The organism is Halomonas getboli, from assembly GCF_023094245.1.
Taxonomy (GTDB): domain Bacteria; phylum Pseudomonadota; class Gammaproteobacteria; order Pseudomonadales; family Halomonadaceae; genus Halomonas; species Halomonas getboli.
Map to the genome: position 1 here is coordinate 276,666 of NZ_JALMEW010000003.1, position 26,348 is coordinate 303,013.

The following is a 26,348-nucleotide window of genomic DNA, read 5'->3' on the forward strand; positions in this document are numbered from 1 at the left end:
TTGAGAATAAAATAGATTAATGGATTTCAAAAGGCGAATAATATGGATCTGGAAACCCTGAGAATCTTCGAGGCCGTCGCCGCCGAGCTGAGCATGACGCGCGCCGCCGCGCGGCTCGGGCGCGCGCCCTCAAACGTCACCACGCGCATCCAGCAGCTGGAGGCGGAGCTGGACGCGGAGCTGTTCGTTCGCCTCGGCAAGCGCATCACGCTGTCGACGGCGGGGCAGCGCTTCCTGGCCTACGCGCAGCGCCTGCTGGCGCTGGAGGACGAGGCGCGGCAGGCCGTGGGCGGCGGCGATGGCGGCAGCCTGCGCATCGGCAGCATGGAGAGCACGGCGGCCAGCCGGCTGCCGGCGCCGCTGGCGGCCTTCAACCGCGCCCATCCGGCGACCCGGCTCGAGGTCAGCACCGGCCCCTCGGGGCCGCTGGTGGATGGGGTGCGCGACGGGCGGCTGGACTGCGCCTTCGTGGCCCTGCCCGCCGAGCTCGAGAACGATAAAGCCCTGGCCGAGATGGGGCTGCAGAGCGCCCCGGTGTGGGAGGAATCGCTGCTGCTGCTGCTGCCGCCCGTCGATGCCAAGGCCACCGCGCCGGCGGAGCTGCGCACCCGCACCCTGGCGGCCTTCCAGCCGGGCTGCACCTACCGCGCCATGGCGGAGCAGCGGCTCGGCATCGTCGCCGGGAGCGAGTGGCGCGTTCAGGAGCTCGGCTCCTACCACGCCATGGTGGCGGCCGTTTCGGCGGGCGCCTGCGTTACCCTGCTGCCGCGCAGCGTGCTGGCACTGTGCCGCGTGCCGGACGACCTGGCCACGCTGGAGATGGGCAGCGTCAGCACGCGCCTGCTGTGGCGCCGCGGCTACGAGACGCCCGCGTTCCAGGCGTTCGCGGGGGAGTTCCTGGCAGGCGCATGACGCCCTGGGCAATAGGGAAATAGGGAATAGGGGAGTGTTCGATGAACGTCGAGAGTGTGGAAAAGGAAGACTATCGTGAACTGCTGGAGGTCTGGGAGGCCTCGGTCAGGGCAACGCACGATTTCCTGCGTGAAGACGACCTGCTGGAGCTGAAGCCGCTCATCTACGAGCAGTATTTCGGTGCGGTCGATCTCACGTGCGTCAAAGGCGTGAGCGGTGACATCCTGGGCTTCTGTGGCGTGCTCGACGGCAAGATCGAGATGCTGTTCATTGCGCCGCGGGCGCGCGGAGTCGGCATCGGCTCGTTGCTGCTGGATGACGCGGTGGCCGCCCAGGACGCCACCCGGGTGGACGTCAACGAACAGAACCCACAGGCGCAGGGCTTCTACCGGCACAAGGGGTTTTCCGTCACCGACCGCTCAGCGCTCGACGGCTTGGGAAAGCCCTATCCTCTGCTGCACATGGCGCTGGTGCGCACGCCGTGACGCGCCGCGCCCATGGCCTCGTCGGTGGCGCTTCAGCGCGGCAATAAGCCCTCGCCGAGCGCCTCGCCCAGCCGGTCCACGGCGGCGGCCAGCTTCTCGTCGATGACGTGGAGATACTCCGTCCAGTCGTCGACATGGTTGAGCTCCGCCTTGCCGTCCGAGATGCCGCGCAGCACCACCAGCGGCACGTCGAAGCGGGTGCAGGCGCGCAGGCAGGCGTAGCTCTCCATGTCCACCATGTCGGCGGCGATAGAATCGTAGGCCGCGCCCGAGACGATATTGGCACCGGTCGAGAGCGACGCCTCGGGAATTCCGGGAATGCGCAGCGGCAGCGGGAGAATCGCCGGCAGGTCGAGGAAGGGCGTGACGCCTTTCTGGAAGCCGAGCGGCGAGGCGTCCATGTCGCGGTAGGCCACCGAGGTCGCCTGATAGACCCCGGTCTGCTCGAGTTCCCGGCTGCCCGCCGAGCCCAGCGACACCACCAGGTCCGGCCGTTGCCCGCGCGCTGCAAGCTCCGCCAGCGCCGCGGTGAGCTCCACTGCCGCCTCCACCGGCCCCACGCCGGTCATGAAGGGCGTGAAACGCTCCCGCAGATGCGGCCCGTATTCCGCGTCCGCCGCCATCACGAACAGCACGGAGCGGCCGCCCAGCGTCGTCAGCGGCGCCGGCGGCGCCGGCGCGCGTGGTGTCTGGTGCATCCCCAAATCTCCCGCAGCTGATAAAGACCTCCATCTTGGCGGGGAAGGCGCGTTGGCGCCAAGCGGGCGAGGGCTTGAGGGAGGCGAGTGGGCCGTTCCTGCAAGATCGATCTAGATCAAAAGCCGAAGTGAAATTGTCACCAAGCGGTGACATTCTTGATCCCTCGTTCTAGGCTGAGTGATCAGCCAACCAGCAAGGGACTGCCATGGCCGATCACTCCACCGAATCCCGCATCACTTTGCATCCGCATTCCCGGCGCGTGCGCATCCTTGATGGCGACACCCTGATCGCCGATACCCGCAACTCCATCGAGCTGTGCGAGAAAGGCTATCCACACCGTCACTACATCCCGAAAGAGGATGTGGATATGGCGAAGCTTTCGATTTCCTCCACCGTCACCCACTGCCCCTTCAAGGGCGATAGCACTTATTACTCCCTGCCCGATATCGCCGATGTGGCCTGGAGCTATGAACGGCCGATTGACGATATGCAGGCGATAGCCGGGCGGTTGGCTTTTGATGCCAAGAAGGTTACGGAGCTTGTAGCATGACGTCTGCTATTTTCCCAAAGGGACGATTGAAAACCAAACCTGCTTTTTTTATGTTAATTTATTCTTGCAAAGTGCCATAAATCTAACGATAAAATAATCGTTTGGCATGTAATGTGATGTTGGTTTTTAAATGTTTTGAAAGGTATCCAGTTGGTCAAGTGAAAGGTGAAGTAAAGAAATGACGACGGAGCAATTTTGGTTAAACTTTTTGTGCAGTGTTCTAGCTACTGTTATTGGTGGCGGTATTCTCACGTTCCTCTTTTTTTGGCTAAGAGAGATGGTGTTCCCTCTTCCTAACGTAACAGGGCGCTGGTACTTTGAAATACATACGGTGAATTCTGCGTACAACCCCTATAAGGGGATGGTTTTGCGATACGTAGCTATGCTCTGGCGCGAAGGTAATCGCATAGAAGGAACAGTTGAGAAGGTATACGAGAATTCTTCAACGGGAGAAAGGGAGTACGAAGGTGAAAATAGAACTAGAGGGTTGGTGGTAGGCTATATTGAGAAAAAGTTTTTCTCCAAAGATCGAATTGTGTTACATGTCGTTGAAAACGGACATGGGAGAGAGTCAACTAATTTTTATGAGCTTAAGTTTAGTTCAAAGGAAGGGATGACTGGTTGCTTTAATTCTATGGTCGCCAAACAAGATGGTAGTGTTAAATGGCAAAGGGGTGAGTTTTGAAGTTTTTTCTTTGGGCTCTATCTCTCCCGCTTCTGTGTGCTTCCCTGTTTCTAGAGGTTTTTATTACAAAGAGAATGCGCGAGGACCTAGAATGCTGCTTGGCTGTATTGGAAAGCAGCGAAAGAATTCCCAGCTCGTTTATTAAAGCACTCGTCATTGCCGAAGACCACCGAAGCGAATTTCATCCTGGTGTTGATCCGATAGCTATAATTAGGATGCTTTTGGCTAGAGTGAAAAAGAATCAGCCACGGGGTGGTGCAAGCACAATAGAACAGCAGTATGTCAGAGTGGTTACAAGCCGATATGAGCAGACTGTATCTCGAAAGTTTAGAGAGCAAATGCTAGCAATCATGATTTCTCGCCGGGCCAGCAAAGCATCAATTGCTTCCGCTTACCTAGCAATTGCATTTTATGGAACTGGATTTGTAGGCATTAGCGGGTTAAGAGATTGTTTTGGTGAGGATCTAGAAAGTGCAACATTTTATCAAGCATTACAGATGGTGGTCTATCTTAAATACCCGCGGCCTCGTAACCCTAATGAAAAATGGGATAATAAAATTTCGACGCGGTTGAGGGTGATTTCGAGTCGGCTCGAAAGTGGTTGTTACAACTCCTTAAGGCCAGATTTAGTCTCATTGCGCGACGTATAGTTGCACAAATTTTCATTATTGCTTTATAGGTGGTCTTCACGTGATGACGATTGGGTATAGCAGAGTTAATAATAAAGCCCTATTTGTTTTTCAGTTGTTGAAGTTGTAATGCAATGGTTATAATTAGAAGGGGAGAAAAGGGTGGCTCAATCCATGCTTGGTGTGTGTTGGGTCATGCTATCGGTCGCAGGCGGATAAAAGTCGGTATTTTTCAGGTAGTACGTTAATTCCCCCTGTTGTGGTTGGAAAAATTGTTGGGACTGTGACAATGAGGCATGATTAATTGTTCTATAATGCAGAGATTTAAAAATCTGCTGGAGGCGAGGTGTGCAACGTTGAGTGCGCGTGCATTGCAATCGATATAAGAGCGCGCAATATTGAATGTATTAGGTACCAAAATGGCCCGTGATAACTTCAGTCAGTCTATAAAGGATGTGTTGGCAAAGCGCGTCGCACATAAATGTTCGAACCCTTCGTGCGGTAACATAACTACCGGTCCACATGCCGACTCTTCTAGATCGATTAACCTTGGAGTTGCCTGTCATATTACCGCCGCCTCTACCGGTGGCCCTAGATTTGACTCAATGATATCTACTGCTGAGCGAGTAAGCGTGGAAAATGGCATTTGGTTATGTCAAAGTTGTGCGAAGCTAATAGATAATGACGAGAGTCGTTATCCAGTAGCTCTGCTTAGACAATGGAAAGTCGAAGCCGAGGCTGGCGCTCTTCGTGCCATGAGTGGAAGCTCTTTAAATGACTATTTCCCCCAGCCTCCTGCAGCTAAACATGCCCCAATACCAAAAATTGCCGGGCTGTCTTATGAAACAGCAAGACTGTCGCTAATAGATGCCGGTTGGCAACCGATTGGTTATTCGATGGCCCACGGTTCAGATCCAGATCTGCAAGTTGGCAACGGTTTGTATTTTTGGCAGAAAGGCTATTATGAAATTATCGATTGCTGTCCGACTGGATTATCTCATTGTAGGTTCGGGTATCGTGATGCTTACGGGAATAAGTTAATAATAATTACATCGGGTGAGGTCTTGCCGCAAGTGGGTTCGACTGCTCGCGTTAGTAGGTGGAGTTTTGAAAATGATATTTAACGAGTTGCAGCAGATGACCTCCCAAAAGACTGCCGCGATTTGGGTTGTCTCTACGGCCTTTTGGCGTTTGATGGCAATTGACCTTCGAATTTAAATCAGTATGTGCTCGAGGTCTGCTCATGAACGAAAACGGCACTCACTCATTGTTTGGATAAGGGAGCCAATCAACACTCCAGCCAAGTCATCCGCATCACCCTTCTCTGAGCCGCGTCCATTAGTTGACCGTGGCCGGTTTCAACCAGCGTCAGCCAGGGGCGGGCGCGGGTGATGCCGGTGTACACCAGCTCCCGGGTGAGGATGGGGTTCGGCGCGTCGGGCAGCACTAGAGCGGCGTGGGTGAACTCCTAGTCCTGAGACTTGTGTATCGTCATCGCGAATACTGACTCCACGGTCTGCAGGCGCGAGGGCAGCACCCGCATGATGCGGGCGGTGTTGTCGATTTTTATAGTATTTTAAGAGTCATCAGAACTGCGTATTTATGGTGTTTTGTACGAAAAAACACTTTTTTCTTTTTCCATGGCGGAACATTAAGTGCGCGTATCAGCAAAGATTGCGAGCAATCTGATTAATTTTTTTTGATATGTGTCATGTTTTGCGCTGTAATAATTTCATGAGTCATGGAAGGATGCTAGCTTGAATCAATGTTAAGCCTTGAAGTCGGGCTTGATGGCTGAAGTGCTGATGTGCAGTTTTTATATGGCAAGAAAATTTTATAGGAGATGTAGATGATTCCGTACCAGAATCAAAATGGTGATTCCAATGTAGAAGCCTATGAAATAGGCGATGGTTCAATCACAGTACGGTTTATGTCTGGCACGCATAGAAATTATCTCTACACTAGTCGAAGGCCTGGAGCCGCAGCAGTAGAGCGAATGATACAGTTGGCTCAACAGGGTCATGGTCTGAATTCTTATATCTCAAGGATTGTTCGGTCAAATTTTGAACGTAAGTGGTAGGTTTTATCCTAGTATAAGGGGCTTGTAAGTTTTCAAACACTATATTGTCCCCAACCCACTCACCCGCATCACCCTTCTTTGCGCCGCGTCCATCAGCTGGCCGCGGCCGGTTTCCACCAGCGTCAGCCAGTGGCGGGCGCGGGTGATGCCGGTGTAGACCAGCTCCCGGGTGAGGATGGGGTTCGGCGCGTCGGGCAGCACCAGGGCGGCGTGGGTGAACTCCGAGCCCTGGGACTTGTGCACCGTCATCGCGAACACCGTCTCCACCGCTTGCAGGCGCGAGGGCAGCACCCACTTGATGCGATCGGTGCCGTCGCCGGCGGGGAAGGCCACCCGCAGCAGGCGGCGATTGCCGTCGCCAAGCGCATTGTTCGGGCGCTGTGAAGCGTGAGCCGAGTCCGGACGCGGCATGTCCAGGGTGATGCCGATATCGCCGTTCATCAGCCCCAGGCCGTAGTCGTTCTTGGTCACCAGCACCGGGCGGCCGGGGTACCAGCGCTGGCGGCCGTCCTGGCTGTCGATCAGCTTTTCCCGCTCCAGTGCCTGGCGCACTCGCTCGTTCAGGCCTTCCACGCCCCAGGGGCCGCGGCGCAGCGCGCACAGCAGCTGGAAGTCGCCGTGGGCTGCCAGCACCGCGCGGGCCCAGTCATCGAAGGCTTGCTGATCGGCGTCGTCGGCCGGGCGCCGCTCGGTCATCACGCTCAGGAAGTGGCGATAGCCCACCGGCGGCGCGGTGGCGGCGCGGGTGCCGGGCTGATGGTGAGCGAAGCGTTCGGGGCAGCCGGTCACGGCCAGGCGGGCCAGGCCGCGCTCGTCGTCGGCGGCAAGCTTGTGGTGCGAGAGGTCCGCGAAGCCGGCGTTCAGCGCCTCAGTGATGGCGCGGCGCTTGGCGGCGGGCTCGGCCTCCAGGTTGATCGCCGCCGCCAGCTGGCCGATGCCGCTGTCGGCGGTGAAGCGGTGGCTGACCCGCAGCATGGCGATGGCCTGGTCGAGGGGCTGGCCGTTGGCGTCCAGCGTGTCCGCGGGCGGCGTCTGGCCGGTGGCCTGACTTAGCCACTCGGCGGTGGCCGGGGTGTAGTGGCCACCCTCGGCCCGGGCGCACAGGTCGCCCAGCACGGAGCCGGCCTCCACCGAGGCGAGCTGGTCCTTGTCGCCGAGCAGCACCAGCCGCGCCCGGGGCGGCAGCGCCTCGAGCATCGCGGCCATCATGCCCACGTCCACCATCGAGGCCTCGTCCACCACCAGCACGTCCAGCGGCAGCGGGTTGTGGCGGTCGTGGCGGAAGCGGCGGGTCTCGGGGCGCGAGCCCAATAACCTGTGTAGCGTGCTGACGTCCTTCGGAATCACCTCGCGCAGCCGCTCGGGATCGTCGGCCAGGCCGGCGAGGTCGAGCCGGGCCACCTGGCCGGCGATGGACTCGTTGAGCCGGGCGGCGGCCTTGCCGGTGGGCGCGGCCAGGCGGATGCGCAGGGCGTCGTCGCCTTTGCCGAGGGCCAGCGCCTGGAGCAGGGCGAGCAGGCGCACCACGGTGGTGGTCTTGCCGGTGCCGGGGCCGCCGGTGATCACCGCGAAGCGCGAGCGGCCGGCCAGGGCGCAGGCGGCCTTCTGCCAGTCGAACGTATCGTTGCGAGGGAAGAGGGCATCGAGGATAGGCCGCAGCCGGGCCGCGTCCGGCGCATCGTCGTTCTCCGTTCCGCCGAGCCGGGCGAAGATCCGGCTGTGGATATCCTGCTCGTGCTGCCAGTAGCGGCGCAGGTAGAGCCGCGGGCGCGCGGCGGTGCCGGCGAGCACCAGCGGGGTGCTGCCGGGGCCGTCGGCCACCAGCTCGGGCTGGGCCAGCGCGGCGCGCCAGGCGTCGAGGTCCAGCGCGGCCATCACCCGGCTGGGCAGCGGCGGCGGGTCCTCCAGGCTGTCGCCCTCCGGCGGCAGCGAGAGCGCCAGGTCCGGGGTGGCCAGCGTCTGGGCCAGGTCCAGGCACACGTGGCCGCGGCCGAGCTGGTGGCTGGCCAGGGCCGCCGCCAGCAACAGCAGGGGTGAAGATTCACTCACCTCGCGATGCAGGAAGGCGGCGAAGGCGCGGTCCAGCGAGCGCAGCCAGCCGCGATCGACCCAGCGGTCGAGCAGGGCGAACAGCGTCGCGTGATCGCTCAGCGCGCGCTCAGAGGCGGCGGATTCCGGCGCCTGATCGGTAGCGTGATTCGGGATATCCGGGGTCATGCGGCGGCCTCCTCGGCGGCGCGGAACAGGGCATCGAGCGCCAGGATCAGCTCGCTCGGCGGGCGTTCGGCGTGCACGCCGCGGGAGGGCGCGCGGGTGCCGCGCAGGAAGACGTAGAGCGCCCCGCCCAGGTGGCGCTCGATGTCGTAGTCCGGCAGCCGGGCCTCGAGCAGCCGGTGCAGGGCCAGCAGGTAGAGGCAGTACTGCACGTCGTAGCGCTTCTCGAGCACGGCCTCCGCCATCGCCGCCTCGGTGTAGGCGGCGTCGTCGGCGCCCAGGTGGTTGGACTTCCAGTCGAGCACGTAGAAGCGCCCCTCGTGTTCCACCACCAGGTCGATGAAGCCCTTGAGCATGCCGTTCAAGGTGTCGGGCTCGAGCGCCGGCCGCGGCCGCCCGCCGAGCGTGTGAGCGCTTACGAGGGCGTCCAGCCGGCGGGTGTTGACCTGGTGGGCGGCGAACCAGAACTCCAGCTCGACCCGGTAGCCGTCCAGGGCGTCGAGGCGCAGCGGCGCGGTCTCGCCATCGCCCGGCACCGGCAGCGGCGTGGTCAGCAGCTCCGGCAGCCACTGCGACAGCGCCTCGATCTGGCCCTTCCAGCCGCGGCGATTGGCGCGCCGGGCCAGGGTGTCGGCGCGCAGTTCGGCGTCCTCGGCCACCCGGGCGAAGCCTTCCTCGCCGGCCCATTCCAGCAGGCCGTGCAGGAAGGTGCCCGCCGAGGGCCCGCGGGGGAAGCGGTGAAGCGAGCCCTCGCTCACCGTGGCCGCGGCGGCATCGAAGGGCTCGTGGATCACCTCCATGGCGGTGGCCTCGTCGGCGGTGGTGGGCTCGGGGGCCGGTTCGGCTTCGGCGGCGTCGTCCGTGCCCAGGTCGTCCGGCGTGGCGCCGGTGCGCAGCGCCGAGTAGCTGGCGATCCACCAGTGCTCGCGGATCGCCCGGGTGGGCGCGCGGGCATCAAGGAGCGGCGCGTCGTCGCTGGCGAGCTCGACCGGCGTGGCATCGGCCTCGGGGGCGTCCTGCACCGCGACCTGTGCGTTGTGATCGCCGGTGTTCTCGTCGGCCAGCGCCTCGAGCGCCGGGCGCAGGTTGTCGGGCGAGAGCGCCTCGCCCCCCTTGAGCAGATGGCCGACGGCGCTGCGCTCCATGGCGTCCAGCGGCGCCAGGCCGAGCCAGGTGGCGTGGCGGGCGCGGGTCAGGGCGACGTAGAGCTTGCGCAGATCCTCCCCCAGTCGCTCGTGGTCGGCGCGGGCCAGCGTCGCCTCGTCGGCGGAGAGCGTCAGGCGCAGGTGGCCGGCGTCGTCGTGCCAGCGCAGCGGCAGGTCGCCGGCCTTCACCGGGCGGAAGGCGGCGATGAAGGGCAGGAACACCAGCGGGTACTCCAGGCCCTTGGACTTGTGGATGGTGACCACCTGCACCAGGTCGGCGTCGCTCTCCAGGCGCAGGCGGTGGGTGTCGGACTGCGCCTGGGGATGCGCGCGGGACTCGGCCAGGAAGCGCAGCAGGGCGTGCTCGCCGTCGATCTCGGCGCTGGCCTCCTGGAGCAGCTCGCCGAGGTGCAAGAGGTCGGTGAGCCGTCGCTCGCCCTCGGGCACCGCCAGGAGCCGGCCGGGCACCGCGAAGTCGGCCAGCAGCCGGTGCAGCATGGGCAGCACGCCGCGGCGCTGCCACTGGCGGTGGTAGTCGCGGAACTGCATCACCCGCGCCTCCCAGGCCAGCTCGTCCTGCTGGGGGCCGCCGTTCAGGGCGTCGAGCTCGGCCAGGCTAAGCCCCAGGCTCGGCGTGGCCAGCGCGGCGCGCAGGCAGCGCTCGTCGTCCGGCGCGGCGCAGGCGGCCAGCCATACCTCCAGCTCGGCGGCGGCCTCGGTCTCGAACACGCCCTCCTTGTCGGAGAGGTAGACGCTGCGGATGCCGCGGGCCAGCAGGGCGCCGCGAATGGCGCGGGCCTCGCTGGCGTTGTTGACCAGCACCGCGAGGTCCGACGGCGCCAGCGGCTGGAAGTCTCCCTCTTTCTGGAAACCGGTCTGCCCGGCCTGGCCCTCGCGCAGGAGACTCGCCATCTCGGTGGCGCAGCGCGCGGCCAGCTCATTGAGATAGGCGCCCTTGGGCAGCGTCTCCTCGGCGGCCAGATGCCAGAGCGTCAGCGCCGGCTGGGCGGCGCCGCGGCGCACGAGGGCGTCCTTGCGGCCATTGGCGTCGACCGGAGTGAACGGCACGGGATTACTGAATCCCTGGCTAAATGGCTGCGCGGACGAATCACTGCGTTGCGCGGTGCTCGAAAGCTCGCCTAACCCCTCGTTATGTCTCGCTTCCTGTGCGCCGTGCGCCTTGTGCTTCATTCCGCTCGCCGATTGATCCAGGGATTCAGGTTGCCTTTTACGGAACAGGAAAGCGCCCGCCTCGTTATTGGCTTCGGCGTGGGCGAACACCCGGTTCACGGCCTCGACCATGGGCGTGGCGGAGCGGAAGTTGGTGCCCAGCGTGACGTGGCGGCCGGCGGTGTCGCGCCGGGCCTGGAGGTAGGTGTGGATATCGGCGCCGCGGAAGGCGTAGATCGCCTGCTTGGGGTCGCCGATCAGCAGCACCGCGCTGTCCTCTCTATTCGTTGCCAGCTCATAGACGCGGTCGAACAGCCGGTACTGCACCGGGTCGGTGTCCTGGAACTCGTCGACCAGCGCCACCGGGAACTGCTCGCGGATGCGCGCGGCCAGCGTCTCGCCGGCCTCGCCCGCGAAGGCGGCGTCCAGCCGGTGCAGCAGGTCGTCGGGGCCGAGCTCGGCGCGGCGGCGCTGCACGGTCTCGCGGCGCGCGGCCATCCAGTGCACGGCATGGGCGAGCAGGTCGGCGAACGGGTCGGGCAGCTCGGCGAGCCGCTCCGGCAGCTCGGCCAGGGCTTCAAGGGCCGGCAGATTCGGTACGGGATCTTCCTTCCAGATCTCGGCGATGCCGTCTGGCGTCAGGCGCTTCCAGGCGGCGGGGGTGAGATCGGGGCTCGCGAGCTCCGCGTCATAGGCCCAGTCGCGCAGGGCGGCGAGCCAGTTGGCGCGGCTCCTGGCGTTGAGCTTCTGGCCGTTGAAGGCCTTGCGCTTGGCGGCGGCCTCGAGCAGCGCCTCCAGCTCGTCGAGCCAGGCCGGCCAGGGCGCCTTGAGCTCGGCCAGCGCCGCGGCGCGCTGCTCGCGGTAGTTCGAGAGCGCATCAAACGGCGGCGGCGCCGCGGGCAGGGCGGCGGCGTGGGTGCGCAGCCGGGCGGCGGTGTCGTTGAGGGCGTCCGGCGTGGTCCAGTAGCGGGCGACGATCGCCAGCGCCTCGGGGTCGAGGTCGTAGTAGAAGCTGCGCCAGTAGTCCCGGGCGATCTCCAGGTCCATCTCCGACTGGTCCAGCGCCATCTCCAGGGCGAACAGGCTGCCGCTGTCGAAGGCGTGCTCGCGCAGCATGCGGTGGCACCAGGCGTGGATGGTGGAGACCGCGGCCTCGTCCATCCACTCGGCGGCCAGCCGCAGCCGGCGGGCGCAGGTCGGCCAGCTCTCACGGGGGTAGCTGTCGCGCAGGGCGATCAGCGGGTCGCCTAATCCTCCCTTGGGGTCAGACCCCAAAGTCCCCTGAGGGGTCTGACCCCAAGGTTCGCTGAAGAGGTCGCCGATCAGCGGGGCGTCGTCGGGGGCAGCTCCTTCATCGACCTGAAAGGCCTCGGCCGCTTCCACCAGCCGGGCGCGGATACGGTCGCGCAGCTCCTGGGTGGCGGCGTTGGTGAAGGTGACGACCAGGATCTCCGGCGGCGTCAGCGGCCGCGGGAAGCTGGCCGCGTCGTCCTCGCCGCGGGGGCCGAGCACCAGCCGCAGGTAGAGCAGGGCGATGGTGAAGGTCTTGCCGGTGCCGGCGCTGGCCTCGATCAGCCGGCTGCCGGTGAGCGGCAGGGCCACGGGATCGAGCCGGGGCGTCTCGGCGATCTGCCTGTCTTCCGTCATCGTCATGCCTTGCCTCCCTGGCCCTTGCCGCCTTTCCTGTCGTTCTTCTTGTCGCCGCCCTTGGCCTTTACCGCGTCGTGCAGCGGGGCGTAGAGCGCCGCGGTCAGCTCGGTGAAGCGCCGGCCGGCGGCCTCGTGCCGCACCAGGCCTTCGAGGTCGCGCCACTGGCGGGCGAGGTACGGGTCGCGGCCGAGCTCGCCATGGTCGCCGTTGAAGCCGGTGCCATGGAAGGCGGTGACGGCGGCCTTCCAGGCCTTGAGGTCGGCCTCCTCGGTCTTCTCCGCATCGCCGAAGACGCGGGCCAGGGCGTCGGGATCGCCGCCCTTCTCGTGCCAGGCGAAGGCGGTGTCCCGGGCCAGCGGCAGCGGCGCGGTCATGCCGGCGCGCCAGGCGCGGGCGATGGCTTCCAGATGTGCGCGGGCGGTGCCGGCGTCCAGCGGCGCCAGGGTGCCGCCGCCGGCGCGGGAGAGCAGCACCGTGGTCATGGGGCCGAGGGCGAGCTGGCCGGCCAGGTGGGCGACCCAGGGGGCCAGCCAGTGTTTCCAGTGGTACTTGCCCTTGTTGACCAGGCTGCTGGTCATCAGCACCAGCCGGCAGCGCTCGCCGGCGGCGTTCTCGCGCAGGCCGTCCAGCCAGTCTTCGATATGAATCGGTTCGTCGTTCGTGGCGAGCTCCAGCGATACGGCGGCCGGCGTCTCCCAGGCGTGGGGCCAGGCCTCGAGCGTATCGGCGTAGTCGCCGAGCAGGCCGTCGAGCGGCTCGACCAGGTGCTCGCGCATCAGCTCGGCGAAGCCGCCCATGGCCAGGCGCCCCTCGCGTTCGAGGCGTTCCAGGGTGTCGTGCACGGCGGGCATCGGCGGCTCGGCGGCATCGACGGCGCGGCGCCCGGCCTCGATCAGCGCCTGCTGGAGCTGCCAGTGGTCCAGGCCGTCCAGGGCAAAGGGCTCGTGGTCGGGGCTTTCCAGCGCCTCGCGCTCGAGGTAGACGCCGAGCCGGGTGGTGAAGAAGGCCTTCACCGGGTCCTTGAGGAAGCCGCTGAGGCGCGACAGCGTCAGCGCCGTATCGAGCTCGATGGGCGGCAGCTCGCCGTCGACGGCGGCCTCCGGCGTCGGCCGGCCGGCATGCACCGCCCGCCACTCCCGGGCGTAGGTAAACAGCCGCTCGTCTTCCGAGAAGCTCTCTACCGCGCCCGACCCCGCGCGGCTTCCTACCGTGCCCGACCCCGCACGGAAGTATTTCCGACTGAACGGCTGCAGCGGGTGCTTGGTGGTCAGCGCATCGACCAGGGCCTGGCCGGCGTCGTCCTCGTGTTCGTGGCCGGCGAGCGTCCAGCCGGCGGCGAGGTGGTCGCGCAGCTGGCCGAGCAGCACCGAGGGTGGGCGCGGTTCGTTGTCGTGGATGCTGCGGCCGACCCAGCTGACCATCAGGCTGTCGCGGGCCGAGAGCAGCGCCTCGAGGAACAGGTAACGGTCGTCCTCGCGGCGCGAGCGGTCGCCGGGGCGGTAGTCGTGGCCCATCAGGTCGATGTCCAGCGGGCGCTGTACCCGCGGGTAGTCGCCGTCGTTCATGCCCAGCAGGCAGACGTGGCGGAACGGGATCGCCCGCATCGGCATCAGGGTGGCGACGTTCACCGCGCCGGCCAGGAAGCGCTGGGAGAGGCTGGCCTCGTCGAGCTGGCCGAGCCAGTGCTCGCGCACCACCGAGAGCGGCAGTGCCTCGGTGAGGCCGGCGTCCTCGGCGGTCTCCTGCCAGTCCTCCAGCAGTTCGCCCAGGCGGTTGAGGGTGGCGAGGTCGGCCTCGTCCTCGGCGGCGAAGCAGGCGGCCAGCAGCTCGCGCAGGCGGCGGCACCAGGTGGGCACGTCGGCGGGCTCGGAGAGCGCGCGCCACTGGGCCTCGAGGGCGTCGAGCAGGTCCATCAGCGGGCCGGCCAGCGCGGCTTCCAGGCCGCCGATGTCGCCATAGGGCTCGATGTCGTGCCAGGGGCCATCCGCCGTGTCGCCCACGGCATAGCCGAGCAGAAGCCGGCGCAGGCCGAAGGCCCAGGTGTTGGCGGTGAGCCCGCCGGGCAGGTCGAGCCGGGCGCGCTGCTCGGCGTCGAGCCCCCAGCGGATGCCGGCACCCTCGATCCAGCGCCGTAGCACCGGCAGGGCGTCGGCGTCCAGGCCGAAGCGGGCGCGCAGGGCGGGCACTTCGAGCAGGTCGAGCAGGTCGCTGACCGTCAGCCGCGCCTCCGGCAGGTGCAGCAGCGCCTCCAGCGCCACCAGCAGCGGCTGGCGATGGCGGCTGGTCTGGTCGGAGAGCGTGAAGGGAATGTGGCGCGGGTCCTCCGGCGGCAGGCGGCCGAACACCGCCTGCACGGCGGCGGCGTAGGTGTCGATGTCCGGCACCATCACCAGCACGTCGCGCGGGCGCAGCGTGGGGTCGGCGTCGAAGGCGGCCAGCAGCTGGTCGTGGAGGATCTCGACCTCGCGCAGGGCGCTGTGGGCGACGTGGAAGCGCAGGCTACGATCAGCCGTCGGGTCCACCGCCGGCCAGGCCTCGCGGGTCTCCTGGGGCGGGCGCAGCTCGAGCACGTCGTCCTGCAGTTGCTGCAGCAGCCCCGGCGCCTCGCCGTCGGCGGGCGAGTCGAACAGGTCGATGCGCATCGCCTCGGCGTCGAACAGCGCCCGGTAGGCGTCCTGGTCGTCGAACTCGTCGAGCAGGCGCAGGTAGTCGCGGCCCTGCTTGCCCCAGGCGGCCAGCAGCGGCTGGGCGTGGAGGTGCAGCTGGGTGTCGTCGAGCTCCAGCGGCATGCCGGGGCGGTGGCGCTGACGCCGGCGGGCGGCTCGCAGCAGGTCCTTGTGCTCGATGATGTCGGCCCAGAAGTGGCGGCAGGGATTGTGCACGCAGAGCAGCACCTGGGTGACCTTCGACACCGCGGCCAGGGCCTCGAGCGTCTGCCGGGGCAGCGAGGAGATGCCGAACACCACCACCCGGCGCGGCAGGCCGGCGGGGCGCGTCTCGGGCGTCAGTTCCCGGCACGCCTCGAGGAAGCGGGTGTGGACCCAGGCGCGGCTGGTAGCGAGGCCGTCCTCGCCGATGTCGTCGCGAAGGCGCCGCCATAGTGCCGGCTGCCAACGCTGGTCTTCGGCCAGCGGCCGGGCCTGGCCACGGGCGTCGATCAGCTCGTCGCGGCCCTCGGCCCAGGCGGAAAGCCAGTCGGCGCGGTAGACCTGGTACTGGTCGAACAGGTCGGCCAGGCGCTCGGCCAGCTGATGGCGCTTGCGGCGGTCCTCGTCGTCGGCCAAAAAGCGCGCCAGCGGGGCGAAGGTCGCGTCGTCCGTGAGCTCCGGCAGCAGGCGCATCAGCCGCCAGATCAGCCGCGGCTTGTCCAGCGGCGAGGCCGGCGGCACCGCGTCTGCACCCAGCACCGCGCGGTAGGCCTGCCACAGGTAGCGCGCCGGCAGAGTGACGTCCATCGCCGCGGCGATGCCGGCGCCGGCGGGCGGATCGGCGGCCAGCGCCAGCTTCAGCCACTGGCTGATGCCGTTGCTCTGCACCAGGATCACCTCGTCCTCGAGCGGCGAGAGTGGGTGGTGGCGCAGCCATTCCACCGCCAGGTCGCGCAGCGCCTCCAGGCGGTTGCCGTGGATCACCATAAAGCCGGGGCTGAGCTCGGTTCCCTGGGAGAGATTAAGGGGCATGGCGAATCCTTCGCGGCGATGAAACGGGGTTCAATGGTGCCGCAAAACGCCGGAGGCATGAAGGCGGCGTGATGCCCGCCTGCGGTTACAGCCAATACGTCGGCCAGCGGCGCTCGCTTCCCAGGTTGTTGAGCAGAAGCGCCACCAGCACCAGGCTCACCGAGCCCGCGAGCACCGGTATCACCAGGAAGTCATAGCCCACCGCGCCGGACATCATCACCACCAGCGGATTGGCCCCCGCCGGTGGGTGCACCACGCGCAGCGCCTGCATCAGGGCGATGGCCAGGCCGACGCCGACCGCCATGGCTATCGGGCCGGTGCCCAGCAGCTGCATGACGACCAGGCCGACCAGCGCGGCGACGAAGTGTCCGCCGACCACGTTGCGCGGCTGGGCCAGCGGCACGCCCGGGGCGGCGAACAGCAGCACGCAGGTCGCGCCGAAGGGCGCCATCAGCAGCGGCACCTCGGTGATGCGGGTCAGCCAGGCGACCAGGCCGATGCCGCTGATGCCGCCGATCAGGCCGGTGAGGATCTGGAGGGTGTCGGGGCGCGCCGGCAGGGTGCCGCCGCCTTTCATCTTGTGGAGCATGGCGTGACTCGCTTTTCTATACAGACAGGTCTGTACAGTATTACCATGTGCTCATCGAAGCAAGCCATCCAATGACGAGGAGACACGGCCATGGCCAAGCGCGACGACATCCTGGCGACGGCGACGCGTCTGTTCGGCGAGTACGGCTATCACGCCGTCGGCGTTGACCGGATTCGCGACGAGGCGGGCGTCTCGAAGATGACGCTCTATCACCACTTCCCCGGCAAGGAGGCGCTGGTGGAAGCGGTGCTGGCGAAGCGCCATGAACGTTTCATGGCTTCCCTTCGGGCGGCTGTGGACGCTTGTCCGACGCATCAGGAACGCCTCCGCGCGATCTTCGACTGGCATGCCCGCTGGTTTTCCTCCGAGCATTTCCACGGCTGCATGTTCATCAAGGCGACCGAGGAATATGCCCGGCAGCCCGAGGCGCTGCTGGCGCTGTCGCGGCGCCACAAGGACGAGGTGGCGGCGCTGGTCGAGGAGGTTCTTTCCGAGAGCGAGGCCGAGGGCGAGGCCGTACCGGGGCTGGCGCGCCTGGTGCAGGTGATGCTGGACGGCATGATCGTCAACGCCTATCTGTTCGGGGCCGAGGCCGTGGACGATGCCTGGGCGGCGCTGGCACCGCTGCTGGGGCTGGACGCCCGGCCGCTGGCGCGCGAGGGTGAGGTGGACTGGGCGCGCCCCTGACCCTCATCTGGCCTGGAGGCATACCATGAGCTCATCGACGCCGCTGACCACGCCGGACGGCCGCTATATCGTGGTTCGCGGCCGGCTGTGGCGGTGCACCAATCCCGACCTGCCCGAGTCGGATCGTGAGAAGTGGGTGCAGCAACTGATGCGGGCCCGGCGCGGCGTGGCCCAGGCGAAGCGTGCCGACGACCCGCAGGCCGAGCGCGAGGCTCGCGATCGGGTCGACGAGGCCAAGCGGGCGCTGGGCGAACGCGGGCCGGTGTGGTGGCAGGACGGGGCGCCGGACTATACCCAACGCAAGGTCGAGAATACGCCCTATTCGGACTGGTATGCGGCGCTGGAAACGACCTGAAGGGAGGCTCTCCATGGATCACGAGCGCTTCGAGCTCGACGCCCCGGTCGGCGTGATCGCCGATACCCACGGCACGCTGCGCGACGAGGCGCTGGCGATGCTGGAGGGCTGTGGGCTGATCCTGCATCTCGGCGACGTGGGCAGCCGCGACCGCGATGCGGCGATTCTCGAGCGGCTGGGCGAGCTGGCGCCGGTGCTCGCCGTGCGCGGCAACGTCGACACTGCGGACTGGGCCGAGCGTCTGCCCTGGCATCGCGACCTCACGGTCAACGGCTGGCGCCTGCATCTGGTGCACGATATCGCCGATTTCTCTCCCGAGACGCCCTGCGACGCCGTGCTTCACGGCCACTCCCACAAGGCCCGGAATGAATGGCGCGACGGGCGGCTGCTGTTCAATCCCGGCGGCGCCGGCCGGCGCCGCTTCACCCTGCCGTTGACCCTCGGCAAGCTGTGGCCCGATGCCTCGGCCTTGCGCGGCGCCATCCTGCATCTGCCGCCGTAGCCGCGACGTCTCGGCGTCCCCCAGACGTCAGCCCACCTCCTGGGTCCGGAAGGCCGCCTTGGCCGCGTTCATGGCGTTCATCGCCGCGGGGATGCCGGCATAGACCGCGACTTGGAGCACGATCTCGACCACTTGCTCGCGGGTCACCCCGGTGTTGAGCGCCGCGCGCAGATGGAATTCCAGCTGGCCCTGGGCCGTGCCCATGGCGCCGAGCATCGCCACCGTCAGCATCTCGCGTGTGCGAAGGTCGAGGCCGTCGCGGGCGACGACGTCGGCGAAGGCGAAGCCGAGCAGGATCTCGGCGGCGTCGGCATCGAAGTCGTCCAGGTTGCGCGCGACCCTGGCCGGCGCCTCGGGCTCCAGGCGGGCCAGCAGGGCAAAGGCCTCATCGCGGCGGGTCGTCGGTGCATCGCTCATGCGTTCACCCCCTTCATGCCTTCGGCGGTGTAGCGCTCGCCGCTGACCGGCATGCGGGCGGTGGCGGCCTCGAGCCGTCGGCATTCGTCCGCCGTCAGCGAGATGCTGGCCGCCGCGACGTTCTCCTCGAGATAGCGCGGCCGCTTGGTGCCCGGAATCGGCACGATGTCGTCGCCCTGGGCGAGCAGCCAGGCCAGCGACAGCTGGGCCGGGGTGCAGCCCTTCTCGGCGGCCAGCTCGGCGATGGCCTCGGCGATCCGCCGGTTGGCGGCCATCGCCTGCGGCGCGAAGCGTGGCAGGCCGGGGCGGAAATCGCCGTCCTCGAAGTCGGAGGCGTCCCGGTAGCGCCCGGTGAGGAAGCCGCGCCCCAGTGGCGAGTAGGGCACGAAGCCGATGCCGAGCTCGCGACAGGTTGGCAGCACCGTGGCTTCGACGTCGCGGGTCCACAGCGAGTATTCGGTCTGCACGGCGCTGATCGGGTGCACGGCATGGGCCCGGCGCAGGGTTTCGGCGCTGACCTCGCACAGGCCGATGCGAGCGATCTTGCCCTCCTCGACCAGGCGCGCGAGCCCCTCCATGGTGTCCTCGATCGGGCGCGTCGGGTCGATGCGGTGCACGTAGTAGAGGTCGATGCGCTCGACGCCGAGGCGGCGCAGCGAGCCCTCGCAGGCCTCGCGGGCGTAGGCCGCGTCGTTGTTGAGGCTGCGGCGGTATTCGCCGGGACGGCGCACGATGCCGAACTTGGTGGCGACCTTCACCTCGGCCCGCTCTCGGGCGAGGAAGTCGCCGAGCAGGGTCTCGTTGTGGTGGGAGCCGTAGCCGTCGGCGGTGTCGAGGAAGTCCACGCCGAGCTCGACCGCCCTGGCCAATACGCGCCGGGATTCGTCATCATTGCGCGGACCGTAGAATTCGCTCATGCCCATGCAGCCCAGCCCGATGGCCGATACCGTCAGGTCCTGTCCGAGGGTGCGTCGTTGCATGCTGGCTCTCCTTTGGCGATGCGGAACGTGTCGACAGGCAGCGTCACACATACCGGGAACGCGCAACATGAACGACTCCGCAAAGCGGATTGCCACAAATGAAAAGCCGGCCTCGCGGCGGGTCAACTGGAACGACGCCCAGGCCTTCCTGGCGGTGGCGCGCCACGGCACCCTGAGCGGGGCGGCCGGTGCGCTGGGCGTGGGCATCGCCACCCTGGGGCGGCGCATCGAGCGGCTGGAGGGCGCGATGCGGATGCCGCTGTTCGTGCGCCAGCCGTCGGGCTACTCGCTGACCGCGGAGGGTCAGGTGCTGGTGCCCCGGGCCGAGGCGCTGGAGGCCGCCGCCCACGCCTTCTCCATCGGCGTCGAGGGGGATGAGGCGCTGAGCGGCCGGGTGCGGCTGGCCACCGCCGAGAACCTGGCGACCCGGCTGATCCTGCCGGCGCTGCCGGCGTTCCGCGAGCGCCATCCGGGCATCGCCATCGACCTGGTCACCGACATCGCGACCGCCAGCCTGTCGCGCCGGGACGCCGATCTGGCGATCCGCATGGTCAAGCCCGAGCGGGGCAACGTCTCGCTGCGCCGGCTCGGCACCCTGGGCTACGGGCTCTATGCCGGCCCCGACTATCTGTCGCGGCGCCCGGCCGGTGCTAAGGGCGATCACGATGACGCCTATATCACCTGGGGCGAGCGCCACGCTCATCTGCCTGCCGCGCGCTGGGTAACCGAGCGTCTCGACGGCCGCGAGCCGGCGCTGACCACGACCTCGCTCGATGCCCAGGTGGTGGCGGCCGAGGCGGGGCTCGGACTGGCAGTGCTGCCGCACCTGCTGGCGCGGGGCCGCGACCTTGCCTGCCTCGAGGCCGACATCGGCGTCGCCCAGGACATCTACCTGGTGATCCAGACCGACCTGTCGCGGGCGCCGCGGGTGCGCGCGCTGGCCGATTTCCTGAGTGAACGGGTCATCGAGTCGCGCTCGGCGCTGGAGGCGCCCGGGGGCTGAGTCGGTCACGCGAGCGTCAGCAGCCCGGGGGCGAGACGGGTGATGACGATGCCGAGCCCCAGCAGGATGAGCAGGGCGCCGGCCAGTCGCTCGATGTGTCGCAGGCCGTGACCGAAGCGCCGGATCAGCCCCGGATGCCCCGCCAGATGGCCGACCAGCAGGTCCCAGCCGAGCACGGCGGCGATCATCCAGGCGGCGTAGAGGCCCTGCAGGCCGGCGGGCGTGTCCCGGGCGTGCAGCACCGCGAACAGGCTGGCGTAGAACAGCGCGTTCTTGGGATTCAGCAGCCCCGAGGCCAGCCCGGCGAGCAGGGCGCCGGCCGCTGCGCTGGAGGGCGCAGTGGTCTCGCCGAGGGTGGCGGCGTCGAGCCGTGTCTCGCCCGCCTGGCGAAGGAACTGAAGGCCCATGAACAGCAGGAAGGCGGCGCCTGCCCACTGAACGGCGATGAAGGCGTCGGCCTCGGCATCGAGGGCCATCAGCCCGCCCATGGCCAGCAGGATGAACAGCGCGTTGGCCAGGCCGATGCCGAGGCTGACCAGCGCCGCGGGGCCGCGGCCACGGGCCATGGCGTAGCGCAGGATCAGGAAGAAGTCCGGGCCGGGGCTGAGCAGGGCGAGGAAGTGGGCGCCGGCGACCAGCAGGAACTGTTGCAGCATGACGTGGGGCCTCTCCGGATGGCGGGGAGGCCAGTCTGCGTCGTGCCGGCGCGACGGTATTGAAGGAAAGTGCGGACGGCTCAGGCGCCGCGATAGCGCCCCGGGGTGATCGCCACCCGGGCCTTGAAGGCGCGCTGGAAGTGGCCCTGGTCGGCGAACCCCAGCTCCTGGGCGAGATCGGCCAGCCCGGCGCCTTGGCGCAGGCGGCGGCGGGCCCGCTGGATGCGGCGGTCGAGCAGCCAGGCGTGGGGTGTCAGGCCGGTCTCGCGGCGGAACAGTCGGATCACCTGATAGCGGCTCAGGCCGTGCTCCCGGGCCAGTGCCTCGAGCGACGGCGGCCGCTCGAGGCGTTCGAGCAGGTGCCGCTGTAGGTCGGCCAGGGCGGACGAGTCCGGTCGATGCACGGCCAGGGGCTCGCCGCGACACCACAGGCGCCGGCCGAGGAATTCGATCAGCTCGGCCTCCTTGTCGGCCGCCGGGGCCGGGGAGAACAGCAGCGTATTGAGCTCACAGAAGGCTCGATAGGGCGCGGGGTCGCGGGCGATGAAGACCGTCGATGGCAGGGCCCGGTCGATGTCGCGTCCGGCCGCGGTCTCAGCCAGCACGGCGCTCGCCCAGGCCGGGTCCAGATGCAGCATCTGATAGCTCCAGCGCCCTTCCGGCAGCGGATTGCAGTCATGCACGACGCCCGCCGGCACGCTGACCAGGCAGCCCGGCGTCAGGCGCTCGCGGCGGCGCTGGCAATGGAACCGGCTCTGGCCGCGGTCGACCACGCCGATCGACAGGGTGGGATGGCTGTGGGGCCGATAGCAGGCGCGGCTGTCGCTGGCCCGTCGGCTCTCGACGAAGGGCAGCGCCGGGTCGTGCCAGAACTGGGTCATGGTCGGGCTCCCTGAGCATGGCGGCTGAGTCGTCGGCAGGGTAGCACGGACCTGCGATCGCGACGGCCGCTCCAATGACGACGGCACCGCCGTGGCGGTGCCGTCGTGTTCGTGGTGGCCGGGTGTCGCCGGCGTCGACAGCCTAGCGATAGGTGGCGTCGAAGCGCTGGCGCAGTGCGTTCTTCTGCACCTTGCCCATGGTGTTGCGCGGCAGCGAGTCGATGAAGAACACCCGCTTGGGCTGCTTGTACTTGGCCAGCCGGCCCTGCAGGTGGGCGATCACCTGGGCCTCCTCGAGATGGGCGCCGGGCTGGCACACCACCGCCGCGGTGACGCCCTCGCCGAAGTCCGGGTGGGGCAGGCCGATCACGGCGGATTCCAGCACCTCGTCCATCTCGTCGATGACCTGCTCGACCTCCTTGGGATAGACGTTGTAGCCGCCGGAGATCACCAGATCCTTGTCGCGGCCGACGATCTGCACGTAGCCGCGCTCGTCGCGGGTGACCAGGTCGCCGGTGATGAAGAAGCCGTCCTCGAGCAGTTCCTCCTTGGTCTTCTCGGGCTTGCGCCAGTAGCCGACGAAGACGTTGGGACCGCGCACCTGGAGGATGCCGATCTCGCCATCGGGGACTTCCTTGCCACTGTCGCGGTCGATGATGCGGATCTCCACCCCGGGCAGCGGCATGCCCACGGTGCCGGCACGGCGGTCACCGTCGTAGGGGTTGGAGAGATTCATGTTGGTCTCGGTCATGCCGTAGCGCTCGAGGATGGCGTGGCCGGTCTTCTCGGCGAACAGCTCGTGGGTCTCGGCGGTCAGCGGCGCCGAGCCGGAGACGAACAGGCGCATGTTGGCGGTGACCTCGGGGGTGAGGCGCTCGTCGGCCACCAGCCGGGTGTAGAAGGTCGGCACGCCCATCATCACCGTGCCGCGGGGCAGCTCCTCGAAGATCACGTCGGCGTCGAACTTGGGCAGGAACAGCAGGCTGGAGCCGGCCATCAGGGTGACGTTGCAGGCCACGAACAGGCCGTGGGTGTGGAAGATCGGCAGGGCGTGGATCAGCCGGTCCTCGGGGGTGAAGCGCCAGGCCTCGACCAGCGCCGCGGCGTTGGAGCCGAGGTTGCGGTGGGTGAGCATGGCGCCCTTGGAGCGCCCGGTGGTGCCGGAGGTGTAGAGGATCGCCGCCAGGTCGTCGTCGGCGCGGGGCACGGCGTCGTCGAAGGGCGTGGCGGCCGCGGCGCGCTCCATCAGCGAGCCGTCTGCGTCGCTGCCGAGGGTCTCGACCGCCGGGCAGCCGGTCTCGGCGGCCAGCGCGCGGGCGTCCTCGAGCACCGCCGGGCGGCACACGAACAGCGCCGGTTCGGCATCGCTCAGGAAGTAGCGGATCTCGTCGCCGGTGTAGCCGGTGTTGAGCGGCAGGTAGACCGCACCGGCGCGCAGCGTGGCCAGATAGAGCAGGATCGCCTCGGGGCTCTTGTCGACCTGCACCGCGACCCGGTCGCCGGGCGAGACGCCGAGCTCGACCAGGGCGCCGGCCAGCCGGGCGCTCTCGGCCAGGGCGTCGGCGTGGGAGTAGCGGCGGCCGTCGCGGGTGGTGATGAAGTCGGCGTCGCCACGGGCCTGCATGCGCGCGGCGAAGGTGGTGAACAGGTTGTTGTTATCGGTCATCTGGCGGTGTCTCCCTTGCCTTGCGCCTTGCGGGCCTTGCGCACGAGGTCCTTGACCTCGCCGGAACGGGCCACGCTGGCGTTGGCGGTGTAGTTCTCGTGATTGCGCTCGATGTCGTTGAGCACGTAGAGGTAGTTGACCATCAGCCCGGCGGCCTGCTCGAGGCCCTTGGCCGAGGTATCGCCGAGCCAGTTGATGCGATGCAGCTCGGCGCCGTTGCCGAGGTGGAAGCGGGCCACGGGGTTGAGCGGCAGGCCCTTGGGATTCTTCTCCTCGACCAGGTAGCGGGCGGCCAGCGGGCGCACGATGGCCTTGAGTGCCTCGGCGCGTTCGGCGTCCTGGTGCCAGCCGGGAACCTCGAGCTCGGCCAGCGCCCCGCGGGTGGTCTCCGGCAGCGTGGTGTCGTCCTTGCGCTCGGCCAGCCACCGGGCGAAGCCCGGCACCGGCGACAGCGTGACGAAGTGCTTGAGCTGGGGCAGCTCCTGCTTGAGCTCCTGCACGACCTGCTTGATCAGGAAGTTGCCGAACGAGATGCCGCGTAGCCCGACCTGGCAGTTGCTGATGCCGAAGAAGGCGGCGCTGTCGGCGTCCTCGGGGTCCTCCACGTGGCCCTTGTCGTCGTGATCGCCGGCCAGGATCGGCTGGATGCGCTCCGGCAGCCCCTTGCACAGCGCCACCTCGACGAAGATCAGCGGCTCGTCGCCGGTGGCCGGGTGGAAGAAGGCGAAGCAGCGGCGGTCGCGGGCGTCGAGCCGGCGGCGCAGGTCGTTCCAGTCCTGGATCTCGTGCACCGCCTCGTAGCGGATGATCTTCTCCAGGATCGAGGCCGGGGTGTTCCAGTCGATGCGCTTGAGCATCAGGAAACCGCGGTTGAACCAGGAGCCGAACAGGTGGGCGAAGTCGGCGTCGATGGCCGCGAGCTCGGGATGCTCCCGGCGCAGGGCCAGCAGCTGCTCGCGCATGCGCACCAGCTGGTAGGTGCCGTCGGAGGCCAGATTCAGCCGCCGGAACAGCTCCTGGCGCTTCGGCTCGCAGGCCGCAAACAGCGCCTCCAGCGAGGCGTTGTCGCGGCTGTCGCGATAGGCGGCGTAGGTGGCGTCGATGCGCTCGGGGTCGGCGGCAAACTCCTCGGCCAGGCGCATGAAGAAGCGCTTGCGCTGGTCGGCGTCGAGCCGCGCGTACATCGCCAGGGCGCGGCTGGCCAGGGCGATGCTCGAGGCCTCGCCGTCGCTCTCGAGCAGGGCGCGGCAGGCCTCGACCAGCTCGTCGTGGCTGGGGGCGTCGTCGCCGTCCGAGCGCCGCCAGCGCAGCGCGTCGCGCTGGGTGATGTTGTTGAACACTTCTTGAAGGAAGGTCATGTTCATGGCGGTGTCTCCTTCAGCCCATGATCAGGTCGGGCAGCCACAGGGCGATGCCGGGGAAGAAGCACAGCAGCACGATCGCCAGCACCATGCACAGGGCGTAGGGCAGGCTGCCGGTGAGGATGCTGCGCAGTGAGATGTCCGGCGCGATGCCCTTGATGATGAACAGGTTGAGGCCCACCGGCGGGGTGATCAGGCCGATCTCCAGGTTGATGGTCAGCACCACCGCGAACCAGTAGGGGTCGAAGTCGGCGGCCAGGATGATCGGCAGCAGGATCGGCGCGGTCATCACGATCACCGCCACCGGTGGCAGGAAGAAGCCGGCTACCAGCAGGAAGACGTTGATGACCCCCATCAGCACCCAGCGATTGACCTCCAGGTCGGCGATGGCGCCGGCCACGGTCTGGGTGATGAACAGTGACGACAGGGCGTAGGCGAACACCTCGGCGCAGGCGATGACCAGCATGATCATCACGCTCTCGCGCAGCGAGTCGCGCATGATCAGCTTGATCGGTCCGGCCTGCCACATGCGGTAGATGACGATCGACAGCGCCAGGCACAGGAAGGCGCCGACGCCGGCAGCCTCGGAGGGCGTGGCCACGCCGCCGTAGAGCGCGAACAGGATGCCTGCCACCACGGCCAGGAACGGCAGCACCCGCACCAGCGCCTTGAGGTTGGAGTCGACGTTGGCCTTGACGGTCTCCTTCAGCCGGCCGGCGGCGTCGGCCGCGGGATTCTGGTAGCCGCCGGCCAGCTTGCAGGCGATGACGGTCCAGATCATGAACAGCCCGGCCAGCATGAAGCCCGGCACCACGCCGGCGATGAACAGGCGGCCGATGGAGGTCTCGCTGGCGATGCCGTAGATGATCATGGTCACCGAGGGCGGGATGAGGATGCCCAGGGTGCCGCCGGCGGCGATGCAGCCGGCGGCCACGCCGTCTGGATAGCCGCGGGTGCGCATCTCGGGAATGCCCATCTTGCCGATCGCCGCGCAGGTGGCCGGCGAGGAGCCGGAGAGGGCGGCGAAGATCGAGCAGGCGCCGATGTTGGAGATCGCCAGGCCCGCCGGCAGGCGGCCCATCCACAGGTCCAGCGAGCGGTAGAGGTCGCGGCCGGTGGGCGAGGAGGCCACCGCGGCGCCCATCAGGATGAACATCGGGATGGCCACGAAGCCGAAGTCGGCGATGCGCTCGAAGAAGGTCTCGCCGAAGTAGGTGAGCTCCGGCATGCCCTGGTCGTAGAGCAGGGCCAGCAGCGAGACGCCGCCCAGGGCGAAGGCGATGGGCGTGCCGATGGCCATCAGGAAGATGAGGCCGAGGGCGACGAGGATGCCCAGCGTGATCGGATCCATG

22 protein-coding genes and 1 pseudogene are annotated in these 26,348 nt (G+C 67.2%); 10 read left to right on the top strand and 13 right to left on the bottom strand.

Going from position 1 to position 26,348, the window contains the following annotated elements:
- The first annotated feature begins 42 nt into the window (after positions 1-42).
- Positions 43-912, top strand: a complete 870-nt coding sequence (locus MYL53_RS08790) for a LysR substrate-binding domain-containing protein (protein WP_247853310.1) — start codon at positions 43-45, stop codon at positions 910-912.
- 41 nt (positions 913-953) lie between these two features.
- Positions 954-1,397 (top strand): GNAT family N-acetyltransferase, encoded by a 444-nt coding sequence (locus MYL53_RS08795; RefSeq protein ID WP_247853311.1) that lies wholly within the window; start codon positions 954-956, stop codon positions 1,395-1,397.
- A 32-nt stretch (positions 1,398-1,429) separates the two neighbouring features.
- Here the strand turns inward: MYL53_RS08795 and MYL53_RS08800 are convergent, their stop codons facing one another.
- Entirely contained in the window at positions 1,430-2,095 is a 666-nt protein-coding gene (locus MYL53_RS08800) for a 5'-methylthioadenosine/S-adenosylhomocysteine nucleosidase (protein ID WP_247853313.1), read from the bottom strand.
- A 206-nt stretch (positions 2,096-2,301) separates the two neighbouring features.
- Here MYL53_RS08800 and MYL53_RS08805 point away from each other — a divergent pair, with 206 nt between their 5' ends.
- The 4 genes from MYL53_RS08805 to MYL53_RS08820 all read left to right on the top strand — a co-directional run bounded on the left by MYL53_RS08805 (position 2,302) and on the right by MYL53_RS08820 (position 5,084).
- Positions 2,302-2,646, top strand: coding sequence for a DUF427 domain-containing protein (locus MYL53_RS08805; protein WP_247853314.1), 345 nt, complete (start codon positions 2,302-2,304; stop codon positions 2,644-2,646).
- Between the two features lie 178 nt (positions 2,647-2,824).
- Positions 2,825-3,331, top strand: coding sequence for a hypothetical protein (locus tag MYL53_RS08810; protein WP_247853316.1), 507 nt, complete (start codon positions 2,825-2,827; stop codon positions 3,329-3,331).
- Between the two features lie 98 nt (positions 3,332-3,429).
- Entirely contained in the window at positions 3,430-3,981 is a 552-nt protein-coding gene (locus tag MYL53_RS08815; RefSeq protein ID WP_247853317.1) for a biosynthetic peptidoglycan transglycosylase, read from the top strand.
- Positions 3,982-4,592: 611 nt separating this feature from the next.
- Complete coding sequence (locus tag MYL53_RS08820; protein WP_247853319.1) at positions 4,593-5,084, top strand: hypothetical protein; 492 nt, start codon at positions 4,593-4,595, stop codon at positions 5,082-5,084.
- A gap of 164 nt (positions 5,085-5,248) precedes the next feature.
- Here the strand turns inward: MYL53_RS08820 and MYL53_RS08825 are convergent.
- The 5 genes and pseudogenes from MYL53_RS08825 to MYL53_RS08845 all read right to left on the bottom strand — a co-directional run.
- A pseudogene (locus MYL53_RS08825) lies at positions 5,249-5,521 on the bottom strand (ATP-binding domain-containing protein); the annotation flags it as partial.
- A gap of 558 nt (positions 5,522-6,079) precedes the next feature.
- On the bottom strand, positions 6,080-8,257 hold the full coding sequence (gene recD, locus MYL53_RS08830) for an exodeoxyribonuclease V subunit alpha (RefSeq protein ID WP_247853320.1): 2,178 nt from the start codon (positions 8,255-8,257) through the stop codon (positions 6,080-6,082).
- Positions 8,254-12,222, bottom strand: coding sequence for an exodeoxyribonuclease V subunit beta (recB, locus tag MYL53_RS08835; RefSeq protein ID WP_247853321.1), 3,969 nt, complete (start codon positions 12,220-12,222; stop codon positions 8,254-8,256). Before recB ends, recD begins: the two co-directional genes overlap by 4 nt.
- The gene (recC, locus tag MYL53_RS08840) at positions 12,219-15,899 is read right to left on the bottom strand and encodes an exodeoxyribonuclease V subunit gamma (RefSeq protein ID WP_247853322.1); all 3,681 of its coding nucleotides are present in this window, start codon (positions 15,897-15,899) and stop codon (positions 12,219-12,221) included. The genes recB and recC overlap by 4 nt, the downstream gene beginning before the upstream one ends.
- Before the next feature lie 85 nt (positions 15,900-15,984).
- Positions 15,985-16,488, bottom strand: coding sequence for an HPP family protein (locus MYL53_RS08845; RefSeq protein ID WP_247853323.1), 504 nt, complete (start codon positions 16,486-16,488; stop codon positions 15,985-15,987).
- Positions 16,489-16,578: 90 nt separating this feature from the next.
- On the opposite strand from MYL53_RS08845, the gene MYL53_RS08850 reads away from it, so the two are divergent.
- From MYL53_RS08850 to MYL53_RS08860, 3 genes are read left to right on the top strand one after another with little or no spacing between them, the layout of a single operon-like run.
- A complete protein-coding gene (locus MYL53_RS08850) occupies positions 16,579-17,175 on the top strand; it encodes a TetR/AcrR family transcriptional regulator (protein WP_247853325.1) in 597 nt (198 codons plus the stop codon).
- A 25-nt stretch (positions 17,176-17,200) separates the two neighbouring features.
- The gene (locus tag MYL53_RS08855; protein WP_247853327.1) at positions 17,201-17,530 is read left to right on the top strand and encodes a hypothetical protein; all 330 of its coding nucleotides are present in this window, start codon (positions 17,201-17,203) and stop codon (positions 17,528-17,530) included.
- A gap of 13 nt (positions 17,531-17,543) precedes the next feature.
- Positions 17,544-18,032 carry a metallophosphoesterase family protein gene (locus MYL53_RS08860; RefSeq protein WP_247853328.1) on the top strand — a complete coding sequence of 163 codons (489 nt, stop codon included), beginning with the start codon at positions 17,544-17,546 and terminating at the stop codon, positions 18,030-18,032.
- 27 nt (positions 18,033-18,059) lie between these two features.
- Here MYL53_RS08860 and MYL53_RS08865 read toward each other — a convergent pair whose 3' ends face one another.
- Both MYL53_RS08865 and MYL53_RS08870 read right to left on the bottom strand, forming a co-directional pair.
- On the bottom strand, positions 18,060-18,449 hold the full coding sequence (locus MYL53_RS08865) for a carboxymuconolactone decarboxylase family protein (protein WP_247853329.1): 390 nt from the start codon (positions 18,447-18,449) through the stop codon (positions 18,060-18,062).
- Positions 18,446-19,429, bottom strand: a complete 984-nt coding sequence (locus tag MYL53_RS08870; RefSeq protein ID WP_247853330.1) for an aldo/keto reductase — start codon at positions 19,427-19,429, stop codon at positions 18,446-18,448. Before MYL53_RS08870 ends, MYL53_RS08865 begins: the two co-directional genes overlap by 4 nt.
- A gap of 67 nt (positions 19,430-19,496) precedes the next feature.
- Between MYL53_RS08870 and MYL53_RS08875 the strand changes: the two genes are divergently transcribed.
- Complete coding sequence (locus tag MYL53_RS08875) at positions 19,497-20,432, top strand: LysR family transcriptional regulator (RefSeq protein WP_247853332.1); 936 nt, start codon at positions 19,497-19,499, stop codon at positions 20,430-20,432.
- Positions 20,433-20,437: 5 nt separating this feature from the next.
- Here the strand turns inward: MYL53_RS08875 and MYL53_RS08880 are convergent, their stop codons facing one another.
- The 5 genes from MYL53_RS08880 to MYL53_RS08900 form a co-directional block, all read right to left on the bottom strand.
- Positions 20,438-21,088 carry a LysE family translocator gene (locus tag MYL53_RS08880; protein WP_247853334.1) on the bottom strand — a complete coding sequence of 217 codons (651 nt, stop codon included), beginning with the start codon at positions 21,086-21,088 and terminating at the stop codon, positions 20,438-20,440.
- A gap of 80 nt (positions 21,089-21,168) precedes the next feature.
- Entirely contained in the window at positions 21,169-21,969 is an 801-nt protein-coding gene (locus MYL53_RS08885) for an AraC family transcriptional regulator (RefSeq protein WP_247853335.1), read from the bottom strand.
- A 142-nt stretch (positions 21,970-22,111) separates the two neighbouring features.
- The gene (locus tag MYL53_RS08890; RefSeq protein ID WP_247853337.1) at positions 22,112-23,635 is read right to left on the bottom strand and encodes a malonate--CoA ligase; all 1,524 of its coding nucleotides are present in this window, start codon (positions 23,633-23,635) and stop codon (positions 22,112-22,114) included.
- The gene (locus MYL53_RS08895) at positions 23,632-24,999 is read right to left on the bottom strand and encodes a malonyl-CoA decarboxylase (RefSeq protein WP_247853338.1); all 1,368 of its coding nucleotides are present in this window, start codon (positions 24,997-24,999) and stop codon (positions 23,632-23,634) included. Before MYL53_RS08895 ends, MYL53_RS08890 begins: the two co-directional genes overlap by 4 nt.
- A gap of 13 nt (positions 25,000-25,012) precedes the next feature.
- On the bottom strand, positions 25,013-26,347 hold the full coding sequence (locus MYL53_RS08900; protein ID WP_247853339.1) for a TRAP transporter large permease: 1,335 nt from the start codon (positions 26,345-26,347) through the stop codon (positions 25,013-25,015).
- Position 26,348: the final 1 nt, after the last annotated feature.

What these genes read in the sequence shown, in the direction of transcription:
- MYL53_RS08790 (WP_247853310.1), top strand. Translation starts at nt 43, where the DNA reads ATGGATCTGGAAACCCTGAGAATCTTCGAGGCCGTCGCCGCCGAGCTG.
- MYL53_RS08795 (WP_247853311.1), top strand. Translation starts at nt 954, where the DNA reads ATGAACGTCGAGAGTGTGGAAAAGGAAGACTATCGTGAACTGCTGGAG.
- MYL53_RS08800 (WP_247853313.1), bottom strand. Translation starts at nt 2,095, where the DNA reads ATGCACCAGACACCACGCGCGCCGGCGCCGCCGGCGCCGCTGACGACG.
- MYL53_RS08805 (WP_247853314.1), top strand. Translation starts at nt 2,302, where the DNA reads ATGGCCGATCACTCCACCGAATCCCGCATCACTTTGCATCCGCATTCC.
- MYL53_RS08810 (WP_247853316.1), top strand. Translation starts at nt 2,825, where the DNA reads ATGACGACGGAGCAATTTTGGTTAAACTTTTTGTGCAGTGTTCTAGCT.
- recD (WP_247853320.1), bottom strand. Translation starts at nt 8,257, where the DNA reads ATGACCCCGGATATCCCGAATCACGCTACCGATCAGGCGCCGGAATCC.
- recB (WP_247853321.1), bottom strand. Translation starts at nt 12,222, where the DNA reads ATGACGATGACGGAAGACAGGCAGATCGCCGAGACGCCCCGGCTCGAT.
- recC (WP_247853322.1), bottom strand. Translation starts at nt 15,899, where the DNA reads ATGCCCCTTAATCTCTCCCAGGGAACCGAGCTCAGCCCCGGCTTTATG.
- MYL53_RS08845 (WP_247853323.1), bottom strand. Translation starts at nt 16,488, where the DNA reads ATGCTCCACAAGATGAAAGGCGGCGGCACCCTGCCGGCGCGCCCCGAC.
- MYL53_RS08850 (WP_247853325.1), top strand. Translation starts at nt 16,579, where the DNA reads ATGGCCAAGCGCGACGACATCCTGGCGACGGCGACGCGTCTGTTCGGC.
- MYL53_RS08855 (WP_247853327.1), top strand. Translation starts at nt 17,201, where the DNA reads ATGAGCTCATCGACGCCGCTGACCACGCCGGACGGCCGCTATATCGTG.
- MYL53_RS08860 (WP_247853328.1), top strand. Translation starts at nt 17,544, where the DNA reads ATGGATCACGAGCGCTTCGAGCTCGACGCCCCGGTCGGCGTGATCGCC.
- MYL53_RS08865 (WP_247853329.1), bottom strand. Translation starts at nt 18,449, where the DNA reads ATGAGCGATGCACCGACGACCCGCCGCGATGAGGCCTTTGCCCTGCTG.
- MYL53_RS08870 (WP_247853330.1), bottom strand. Translation starts at nt 19,429, where the DNA reads ATGCAACGACGCACCCTCGGACAGGACCTGACGGTATCGGCCATCGGG.
- MYL53_RS08875 (WP_247853332.1), top strand. Translation starts at nt 19,497, where the DNA reads ATGAACGACTCCGCAAAGCGGATTGCCACAAATGAAAAGCCGGCCTCG.
- MYL53_RS08880 (WP_247853334.1), bottom strand. Translation starts at nt 21,088, where the DNA reads ATGCTGCAACAGTTCCTGCTGGTCGCCGGCGCCCACTTCCTCGCCCTG.
- MYL53_RS08885 (WP_247853335.1), bottom strand. Translation starts at nt 21,969, where the DNA reads ATGACCCAGTTCTGGCACGACCCGGCGCTGCCCTTCGTCGAGAGCCGA.
- MYL53_RS08890 (WP_247853337.1), bottom strand. Translation starts at nt 23,635, where the DNA reads ATGACCGATAACAACAACCTGTTCACCACCTTCGCCGCGCGCATGCAG.
- MYL53_RS08895 (WP_247853338.1), bottom strand. Translation starts at nt 24,999, where the DNA reads ATGAACATGACCTTCCTTCAAGAAGTGTTCAACAACATCACCCAGCGC.
- MYL53_RS08900 (WP_247853339.1), bottom strand. Translation starts at nt 26,347, where the DNA reads ATGGATCCGATCACGCTGGGCATCCTCGTCGCCCTCGGCCTCATCTTC.